This is a genomic window from Isoptericola sp. NPDC019482, from assembly GCF_040632295.1.
In the GTDB taxonomy this organism is placed as follows: Bacteria; Actinomycetota; Actinomycetes; order Actinomycetales; family Cellulomonadaceae; genus Isoptericola.
On the sequence record NZ_JBEYBQ010000024.1, the window covers coordinates 58,688 to 65,576 of the forward strand.

Sequence of the window (6,889 nt, forward strand, 5' to 3'; positions counted from 1 at the left end):
GCACCATCGACGAGGAGAGCGCACGGATGAGAAGGACCCGAACGGCAGGCGTTGCCCTGCTCGCCCTGGCGGTCGCCGGGAGCGCGGCGGCCTGCGCCGACGACGACGCGGGCGCGGCGACCCTTGCGCGGCTGCAGGCCAGCGCCAGCGCCAGCCCTAGCCTCAGCGACGAGGAGCAGGAGAAGCAGCGGGTCGTCGAGGAGGCGGAGGAGTTCCTGGCCGAGTTCCAGCAGGCGGAGGTCGACGCGGGGAACGACGGCTTCACCGGGTGGCCCACGCTGGCGAACGAGTACTGGAGCAGCGCCCTGGCGGAGGGATTCGTCCCCGTCTACCAGGAGGCGGCGGCGAAGGGGCAGTACACGACGGGGGCGTCAGAGCTGGAGTCGTCGGAGGTGACGGACTACGTCGCCGAGGAGCCGGGGCACGAGCAGGTGGCGTTCACGAGCTGTCTCGACACGTCGTCGCTGCACCTCCACCAGAAGGACGGCAGCGAGATCCCGCTGCCGAACGAGCGCGAGCGGAGCGTCGTCGTCCATCGGCTCGTGCACCAGGGCGAGGGGAACTCGTGGCGGGTCACCGAATCCACACCGCAGGACGGGTCATGCTGAGCGCGGCTCCCGCCCAGCGGCGCACGGCGAGCGCGGCCGTGCTCGCGCTCCTCGTCGCCATGGCCGTGATGGTGCCGGGGCTGTCGGCCGGCGCCATCACGTGCCCCGAGGGTCAGCACCCCGTCGTGAGCGGCAACGGGATCGAGACGTGCGCGAAGGACAGTACGCAGACGGAGCCGGACCAGGATCCGGGCCCGGGCAACGAGAGCAGCGGACCCAGCGCGCCGCGGGAGTGCGTGGTCCCGGGCGCTGACGGACGTCCGGACTTTGTCGTCGATTGCCACACGCCTGACGGCGACTGGAGCGACTCTCGCCTGTGCTACGAGAAGCTCGTGGACCCGCAGCCGCCGAAGAGCGACCCGCTGTGGGAGGGGCACGACGAGGGGTACATCGTCACATGCCAGCCCTCGAGGGCGTGGTGCGACAGCCTGATGTCGGGGGACCAGGTCGACGGGCTCGAGATCGGCGGGCGTGCTTGCGTGCAGTCCGTGGACGGCTGGCAGGAGAACCTGCCCGGCGTGGAACCGGCGGACCCGGAGGAGCTCGCGCGCGAGGCGTTCGCGTCGCTCCCGATCGACCCGATCGACATCGGCATCGTGCCGGAGGACGAACCCGGCCGGGTCGGCCTGGTCGGCATGCCTACGTGGATGTGGGCGGAGGGCCCGTCCGCGGCTCAGGTGGGCCCGCAGTCGGCGTCGTCGTCGGACCAGGGTCTGACGGTCACACTGGACGCCAGGGTGGACCGGGTCGTGTGGGACATGGGCGACGGGAACACCGAGACCTGCTACGGGCCCGGGACGCCTTACGAGGACTCGTACGGCAAGAAGGAGTCGCCGGACTGCGGGTACGTGTACACGCGGCAGGGCGAGTACCAGGTGTCGGCCACGACCTACTGGGTGGCGGACTGGACGGGCGGCGGCCAGTCCGGCCAGCTCACCGCCGAGTTCGCGTCGCCGGCGACGACGATCACGGTGGGGGAGCTTCAGGTCCTCACCCAGTAGCTCGTGGCGAGGTGGTGCCGCGCGCGGCGGTCGCCGGGTGAAGTCCGCCATGGACGGGCTGTTTCGCCCGTGTGCTCGGGGATACTGGTCCCGCGACGCCGGCGCACCGCCTGGGGAGGGGCGCGTCCGCGGGTTGAATCGCGGACCCTGCGCCCCGGGAACGGGGCCCCGAACTGGAGACACACGTGACGTCCATCCTGCCTGCGCGCCGTCCCGGCCGCCTCGTCGCCCTCGTCACGGCCGTGACGCTGCTGGCGGCCCCGCTCGCCGCCGTCCCCGCGACCCTGTCCGCGCCGTCGGCGTCGGCCGCGGCCGCGACGTCCGTGACGATCAAGAAGATCGGCACCAAGACCGCGCCCTACCAGAAGAAGGCGACTGTCAAGCCGAGCGTCGTCGCCAAGGGCAAGGTCTCGGTGAAGTCCAAGACCCTCACCGTGAAGAAGTCCGGCAAGACGATCGCGAAGAACAAGAAGTCCGTCGCGCTCAAGGCCGGCACGTACAAGGTGACCACGAAGGTCACCTACAGGACGTACAAGCTCACGTCGGCGAAGAAGAAGGTCTGGTCGGCGACGAAGTCCAAGTCCAAGACGCAGACGCTGGTCGTCAAGCAGGGCAAGAAGCCGTCGCGCACCACGCCGGTGAGCAAGTACAACTGCCCGAGCTGGGCGCCGGTCAAGGGCAACCAGTCGGGGATCTATCACGTGCCCGGTGGCCGCTACTACAAGGTGACCACCCCGGAGGAGTGCTTCACGACCGCGTCCGCCGCGCGCAAGGCCGGCTACCGCGCCTCGAAGAACGGCTGAGGACGCGTCGTCGTCGCACCACCGACGCTCCGCACGAGGCCGGCACCCGCACGGGTGCCGGCCTCGCTGCATGCCGGAGGCGCCGCGGTCTACCCTGGGTGCTGGCCCGCGCGGACGCCGCCGGGCCACGCGCAGACGGGAGCCCCCAGCGCACACGGCTCATACCGCAGACCCCAGGAGGGCGACCATGTCCACGACCGCTGAGGCACCCGGCACGACCGGCTTCGACGAGGCACCCGGCCGCTACAAGGTGCGTTCGCTCGCGCTGGCCGAGGCCGGCCGGCACCAGATCCGCCTCGCCGAGCACGAGATGCCCGGCCTCATGGCCCTGCGCGCCGAGTACGGCGAGGCGCAGCCGCTGGCCGGCGCCCGCATCGCCGGCTCCCTGCACATGACGGTGCAGACCGCCGTCCTCATCGAGACGCTCGTCGCCCTCGGCGCCGAGGTGCGCTGGGCGAGCTGCAACATCTTCAGCACGCAGGACGAGGCGGCGGCGGCGATCGTCGTCGGCCCGCACGGCACCCCCGCCGACCCGCAGGGCGTGCCCGTCTTCGCGTGGAAGGGCGAGAGCCTCGAGGAGTACTGGGACTGCACCGAGCAGATCCTCGTGTGGCCGGGCGCGGAGAACGGCGAGGGCGGCCCCAACCTCATCCTCGACGACGGCGGCGACGCCACGATGCTGGTGCACCTCGGCCTGCAGTACGAGCGTGCCGGCGTCGTGCCGCCCGACACCCTGCCGGGCGAGCCCGACCACACCCACGAGATGAACGTGGTGCGCGGCGTGCTGCGCCGGGCGCTCGACTCCGACCCGCTGCGCTGGACGACGATCGCGCAGAGCATCGGCGGCGTCACCGAGGAGACGACGACGGGCGTGCACCGGCTCTACCACCTCGCCGAGGCGGGGGAGCTGATCTTCCCGGCGATCAACGTCAACGACTCGGTCACCAAGTCGAAGTTCGACAACAAGTACGGCATCCGCCACTCGCTGCCGGACGGCATCAACCGCGCCACCGACATCCTCATCGGCGGCAAGGTCGCCTTCGTGTGCGGCTACGGCGACGTCGGCAAGGGCGCGGCCGAGGCGTTCCGCGGCCAGGGCGCGCGCGTCATCGTGTCCGAGGTGGACCCGATCTGCGCGCTGCAGGCGGCGATGGACGGCTTCCAGGTCGCCCGGCTCGACGAGACGATCGGCGAGGCCGACTTCGTCATCACCACGACGGGCAACAAGGACGTCGTGCGTGTCGAGCAGATGCTCGCGCTGAAGGACAAGGCCGTCGTCGGCAACATCGGGCACTTCGACAACGAGATCGACATGGCCGGGCTCGCCGCCGTGCCGGGCGTCGTGAAGACCGAGATCAAGCCGCAGGTGCACGAGTGGACGCTGCCGGCCGGCGTCGGGCCGGACGGGGTGGAGCGGCCCGAGCGGTCGATCATCGTGCTGTCCGAGGGACGCCTGCTCAACCTGGGCAACGCGACCGGGCACCCGTCGTTCGTCATGTCGAACTCGTTCGCCAACCAGGTGATCGGCCAGATGGAGCTGTTCGCCGACATGGCCCGCCCGGCCGAGGAGCGGCAGTACGAGCGCCAGGTGTACCGCCTGCCCAAGGTGCTCGACGAGAAGGTCGCGCGCCTGCACCTCGATGCGCTCGGCGTGCGGCTCACCGAGCTGAGCAAGGAGCAGGCCGAGTACATCGGCGTGCCGGTGGAGGGCCCGTACAAGCCGGAGCACTACCGCTACTGACGTCTACTGACGTCGTACCACCCTGGGCACGGGGGACAGCCCCCGTGCCCAGGGTGGCCCGCCGGATGTCGGCGCGGCGCCGCGGGCGGCAGCCTGGAAGCATGACCAGCATGACGTCCACCGACGGCCAGGTGCCGCCGCACGCGACCCCGTCGACCCCGCCGGCCACGCAGCCCGCCGAGCGTCCGACGGTGTCCCCGCGGGCGGACGGGGCGCCGCCGTTCCTCCTCGCCCCGTTCGACGGTCGGACCTGGCGCGCCTACGGCTTCCTGTGGCTCGCGCTGCTGCTCGCGCCGTTCGCGCTCGCGTACGCCCTGTTCACCGTGTCGTTCATGGCGGGCGTCGCGGTGACGGTCGTGGGCCTGTTCGTGGCGGGCGGTGTGCTGCTCGGTGCGCGCGGCTGGGCGTCGGTCTACCGGCGGATGGCGGTGCGCTACCTCGGCGTCGAGATCGCCGAGCCCGCGCCGCGCCAGCCGCGGAAGGGGTTCTGGCGGCGCCTCGGCGGGATGCTCGGCGACGCGACCGCCTGGCGCGGACTGCTGTACATGGTGGTGACGTTCCCCCTGGCGATCGCGGCGTTCGTGGTGAGCACCGTGTTCCTCGCCGTGGCGCTCGGCGGGATGACGCACTGGTTCTGGTCGCGCTGGCTGCCGTTGCAGCAGGCCGGCGACGGTACCTGGCACCGCGGCGCGTCGTTCGGCACCGACTGGTTCGTCGACACCCCGGCGCGCCAGCTCCTGCTGGTCGCAGTCGGCCTGATCCTGTTCTACCTGTGGCCGCAGGTGCAGGCCCTGTTCGTGGGCCTCTTCCGGCTGCTGGCGGAAGGCCTGCTCAGCCCCACTCGCGCCAGCCTGCGGGTGGCGTACGCGGAGCGGGCCCGCGCCGTCACCGTCGAGGACGCCGACGAGCGCCTGCGCCGCATCGAGCGCGACCTGCACGACGGCACCCAGGCGCACCTCGTCGCCGTCGCCATGCAGATCGGGGAGGCGCGGGAGCTGTTGCGCGACGGCACCGCCGGTACCGACGGCACCGCCGGCATCGACACCGCGGAGCTCGCCGCCGTGCTGGAGACGGCCCACTCCAGCACCAAGGACACGCTCGCGGAGCTGCGTGAGCTCGCCCGCGGCATCCGCCCGCCCGCGCTGGACGCCGGCCTCGCGGTCGCCCTCGAGACGCTGGCCGCGCGGGCCGCGCTGCCGGTGCGGGTGCACGCCGTCGGGCTCGACGGCGCCGACCTGCCGCCCAGCGTCACCGCCATCTCCTACTTCGCCGTCGCGGAGCTCGTCGCCAACGCGACCAAGCACGCCCGGGCGACCGGCGTCGACGTCGTCGCCGGCGTCGAGCCCGTCGCGGACGCCGCGACCGGCGCGGCCGTGCGTGCGCTCGTGCTGCGCGTGCACGACGACGGCGTGGGCGGGGCCGCGGTGCGCGCGCCCGACGCCTCCGGGCGGGGGAGCGGCCTCGCCGGGCTCACGGACCGGCTGTCCGGCGTCGACGGGACGCTCGGGGTGGTCAGCCCGGCGGGAGGGCCTACGGTGATCACCGTGACCATCCCGCTGCCCGCCCCCGGGTCCCGCCGATGACGCCCGGCCCAGCGACCGGCCCAGCGACCGGCTCGGGCCCGCTGCGCGTCGTCGTCGCCGAGGACTCCGCCATCCTGCGCGACGGGCTCGTCGCGCTCCTGTCCCGCCGCGGGTACGACGTCGTCGCGGCGGTGCCCGACGGCGACGCCCTCGTCCGCGAGGTCACGACCCTCGCGGCCGCCGACGCCCTGCCCGACGTCCTCGTCGCGGACATCCGCATGCCCCCGTCCCACACGGACGAGGGGCTGCGCGCGGCCGAGGCGCTGCGCGCCGCACACCCCGGCCTGCCGGTGCTGGTGTTCTCGCAGTGGGTCGAGACGCGCTACGCGTCGCGCCTGCTCGAGGGCGACCCGCGCGGCGTCGGCTACCTGCTCAAGGACCGCGTCGCCGACGTCGGGGACTTCGTGGCCGCGCTCGGCCGCGTCGCGGCGGGGGAGACCGTGCTGGACCCGGAGGTGGTGCGGCAGCTCATGGGCGCGCACCGCTCGCCGGAGGACGGCGTCGCCCGGCTGACCCCGCGCGAGAAGGAGGTCCTGGAGCTCATGGCCCAGGGACGCTCCAACGGCGCCATCGCGGAGCAGCTGTACCTGTCCTACGGGGCGGTGGAGAAGAACGTCGCCGCCATCTTCACGAAGCTCGACCTGCCGCAGGACTCCGCCGACCACCGGCGCGTGCGCGCCGTCCTGCGCTACCTGGGCGTCGACGCCTGACAGGTCGGCGGGGGATGTCCCCCGAGGCGGTGCGGGGGAGACGGCGGACGGCGCGGGGGTCAGGCCCATGTCGGACGACGTCGCAGGTCACGAGGCTGGAAGGGTCCTCGTCACCCAGCCTCAGGAGCCATCGTGGCCGTCCTCGACGCCCCCGCCCCGCCCTCGCCGTCCGCCCCGCCGCCGGTCGCGACGCGGAGGCCCGACGCCCCCACCCGGTCCACGCCGCCGGACGCCGCGCCCGCCGTCCGGCCGCGCCGGGATCGCGACCCGTTCGTCGACGTCGTCCGGGCGCTCGGCACGCTCGGGGTGGTGCTGCTGCACTGGCTGATGGCGGAGGCCACCTGGGACGGGCGCACCCTGCTGGTCGGCAACGCGCTCGGGCACGGCGCCGGCTGGCTCGTGACCTGGCTGCAGCCGCTCGCGCTGCTCTTCTTCGCGGCCGG

The 6,889-nt window shown here is 73.1% G+C and carries 6 protein-coding genes and 1 pseudogene; all 7 read left to right on the plus strand.

What is annotated here, in order from left to right:
• Positions 1 to 26: 26 nt before the first annotated feature.
• Positions 27 to 608, plus strand: a complete 582-nt coding sequence (locus ABZ493_RS15315; RefSeq protein ID WP_430583005.1) for a hypothetical protein — start codon at positions 27 to 29, stop codon at positions 606 to 608.
• Positions 602 to 1,609 carry a hypothetical protein gene (locus tag ABZ493_RS15320; protein WP_430583006.1) on the plus strand — a complete coding sequence of 336 codons (1,008 nt, stop codon included), beginning with the start codon at positions 602 to 604 and terminating at the stop codon, positions 1,607 to 1,609. Before ABZ493_RS15315 ends, ABZ493_RS15320 begins: the two co-directional genes overlap by 7 nt.
• A gap of 185 nt (positions 1,610 to 1,794) precedes the next feature.
• On the plus strand, positions 1,795 to 2,412 hold the full coding sequence (locus ABZ493_RS15325) for a hypothetical protein (RefSeq protein WP_430583007.1): 618 nt from the start codon (positions 1,795 to 1,797) through the stop codon (positions 2,410 to 2,412).
• Between the two features lie 187 nt (positions 2,413 to 2,599).
• A complete protein-coding gene (gene ahcY, locus ABZ493_RS15330) occupies positions 2,600 to 4,153 on the plus strand; it encodes an adenosylhomocysteinase (protein WP_430583008.1) in 1,554 nt (517 codons plus the stop codon).
• Between the two features lie 101 nt (positions 4,154 to 4,254).
• Positions 4,255 to 5,736 (plus strand): sensor domain-containing protein, encoded by a 1,482-nt coding sequence (locus ABZ493_RS15335; protein WP_430583009.1) that lies wholly within the window; start codon positions 4,255 to 4,257, stop codon positions 5,734 to 5,736.
• A gap of 41 nt (positions 5,737 to 5,777) precedes the next feature.
• Positions 5,778 to 6,446: a response regulator transcription factor gene (locus ABZ493_RS15340; RefSeq protein ID WP_430583010.1), complete on the plus strand. Its 669-nt coding sequence runs from the start codon at positions 5,778 to 5,780 to the stop codon at positions 6,444 to 6,446.
• 132 nt (positions 6,447 to 6,578) lie between these two features.
• Positions 6,579 to 6,889: pseudogene (locus tag ABZ493_RS15345) on the plus strand (hypothetical protein); the annotation flags it as partial.

Bases quoted from the DNA above. Each gene is read 5' to 3' on its own strand.
- ABZ493_RS15315 (WP_430583005.1), top strand. From the start codon at position 27: ATGAGAAGGACCCGAACGGCAGGCGTTGCCCTGCTCGCCCTGGCGGTC.
- ABZ493_RS15320 (WP_430583006.1), top strand. From the start codon at position 602: ATGCTGAGCGCGGCTCCCGCCCAGCGGCGCACGGCGAGCGCGGCCGTG.
- ahcY (WP_430583008.1), top strand. From the start codon at position 2,600: ATGTCCACGACCGCTGAGGCACCCGGCACGACCGGCTTCGACGAGGCA.
- ABZ493_RS15335 (WP_430583009.1), top strand. From the start codon at position 4,255: ATGACCAGCATGACGTCCACCGACGGCCAGGTGCCGCCGCACGCGACC.